Annotated in this window: 1 protein-coding gene; it reads right to left on the bottom strand. The window is 42.7% G+C overall.

All coding sequences use genetic code 11. The features are described 5' to 3' along the window. Nucleotides 1-112: 112 nt before the first annotated feature. On the bottom strand, nt 113-2,761 hold a 2,649-nt coding region (locus tag ACO2Q8_RS29300; protein WP_423348462.1), incomplete at its 5' end, for a COR domain-containing protein.

Below are 2,761 nucleotides of genomic sequence, written 5' to 3'. Positions count from 1 at the left end.
GGGCTTGGGCTAGTTCCAGCACACTGAGACGGTGCTGAGCGAGTTTTTGATTAGCATTCATTTTCTTGGTTTTATTCAAAGTTAAAAATACTAACTTTGTCAAGCAAGAAAGTTAAGAATACACATTATTTTGAATATTCTGGTTGGTGATGATAATCGTAGGTAAATTGCGTTTTCCTGTTCGCGAATAAGCCTTTGCTGGGGGTTTAATTTCAATTAACATTGCCCCTATGTCAAAAACATTGTCCTTATCCGCCACAGGTAGTTTAAATTGCTCGGATTTACTACTACCGTCTTTCAAGTCAATACCAATTGTAATAAGCTTGTCGTCTGGAATTTTAACATTGCGTAGCTTAAACGTGCTGTTATTATCCAAAGTTGTTCGTGGACCTACCGTTTCATCTTTGATATAAATTTTTCTCACATCTTCATCACTGGCGTTTCGGCCATTGATAATAATACTTCCAATAATGGTGGCGGTTGAAGTATTCTGAGGACTTGAAGAGGAGGGTTTGGATGTATCAGCGCCTTGCTCTGCTTTAAACCAACCGAAAACATCGAGTTTACTGCCTGGTTTCGCAAAAAGGAAGAAAACAAGAAGCATCAAAACCGCAATGCCAACGAGAACCCAATTATTCTTGCTCATTTTTTTGGGAAGGATTGGTTTAAGAGGAGGTGTTACTACTTCTTCAGGTTCCATTTCGGGCAATAGATCAGCAGTTCTTTTTTTTAGAACATAGTCAATATTTTCGCTTCTGTAGGCTTTTTTTCTGGCTCGTAGCGTGGTTTCGATGCGCTCTTTTTCAAATATTCCTTCGAGCAATGGTAATACTTTTACATCTTTTACACGGTTTTTATCGCATTCTATTGTTTCACGGTTTTGCTCTATACGTTGGATTAGCTTCTTCCAGTCAAAAAACGTAGGGTTTGCAGAATGCAAACAATCTTCACAATTGCAGGGCGCACGTTCTTCGTATTCGATATTAGAAAACCATTTGCTATGGATATCCTCTATCTCGTCTCGTATAAAATTAAGAGCACGTATTCGGTTACTTGTAGGACCATTGACTTCAATGGCAATCAGGCCATTACGTTCGGTTTCCTGTTCGGTCACTAATATCTCACACTGAAACCGCCGAAACATAGCCCCCCGCGCCCACACTCGTGAGGGATCGGCGAGATCTTTGTGTTTCCGGACAATCAACCGGGTCATGATGCCTTTGGGCATGAAGCGGTAAAAGAAATGGCACTTCAAGCTCTCTTTATTGTTCCATTCGAAAACCGGGCGAATGCTCGGTAATAGTTGGGGAGCTATGTAAGATTGAGAGCTAACCGGGTAACAGATTTCGAAGCTGTCTTTTTTCATTAAACTCAACACTTTGCTTCGTTCTTCACTTGTAAGATCTTTCCAATAAGTATCAAGATCAGTGTCCGAAAATTGACCGTGCCTTTTTTCTACATCCTTGTTCTCCAGAACGGCGTACACGGCTTTTAATGCCCAGGTAGGCTTGATAATAATAAAATCGCGGAGGTGAATATCATTCTGAAAATGCAAGAGAACGCCTAATTGGTGTAAGTATTTGCTAATCAGTCGCCGGTCATCTTCTTCCGTGACATTGAATTCGGCACAGATTTGGGCAAATTCGTTTTCGCGAATGTGGTTTTGTGTTTTGCTTCGTTGGATAATCGCTTCACGTATGGGCGACCACATACGTGGTAAGGGACGCCCTACATGCCTGAGTGTACACAACGATTGTTGAATTTTAGCCCGTAGTGCCCTGAACCGGGTGAGGTTGGAGTCCGATAGATCTACTTCCAATACTTCGATAGTGGTATTGGGATATTTTAATCGGTATTCGTTGATGTCAAAGTTGGTAATTGATTTGTTGTTGCGCTCGTTTAGTACCACCAGAATAGGGCTGGTTTGGTCATTCTCGTCTTTCCCTAGCAGATGGATGACTTCGAACCAATAAGGGAAAAGGGTGTGTTGTTTTCGGTCGTCGGCTACCAGTACATAAAGCGATTCGGGCGTTAGGAAAAACTGGTGGGTCATGTACTGGATCTCTTGCCCACCAAAATCCCAGATATGCGACGTAAATGCTTCGTTTGGGCGTTGCGAGTCCGGGAAATGCCAATTTTCCCGGACATTGATACCTAGTGTGGATTTTTTTCTGGGATCTTCGGGAATCACTTCGTGAGTTTCATCAAGTAGCTTCTCGGTCAAGGTTGTTTTACCGGCTCCGGGCTCCCCAACCATGATCAATTTAGCCTCAAATAAGGGCACCGTTCCACCTTGTTCCTGAACCTGTTTGAAGAAATTCAGAACTGCATCAGACCCTTGCTTTACAATTTCGACCGGCGGATTAACCAATGGGCAATCTCTTACATAAATTCCATTTCCTTCCCAATATTCATCACTCCATTTTACAGGAGTTCCGGTATGAATTAATGACAGGAGAGGGGAAAGATCTGTAAGATTGTTGCGGCTCAGATCTAACGACTGTAAGTGAGGCAGCTTGGCCAACACCCCAATGTCGGTAATTTTGTTGCTGCTAAGGGTTAGCGACTGTAGCTGAGGCAGCTTGGCCAACACCCCAATGTCGGTAATTTTATTAAAACTAAGGTTTAACGACTTTAACTGATATAACTGAGACAGTTTGGCCAACACCCCAATGTCGGTAATTTTGTTGCCACCAAGGTCTAACGACTGTAACTGAGGCAGCTTGGCCAACACCCCAATGTCGGTAATAGTGTTGCTGCT

The organism is Larkinella sp. VNQ87, from assembly GCF_049445795.1.
In the GTDB taxonomy this organism is placed as follows: Bacteria; Bacteroidota; Bacteroidia; order Cytophagales; family Spirosomataceae; genus Larkinella.
This window is presented reverse-complemented; position numbering and strand designations above follow the sequence as displayed.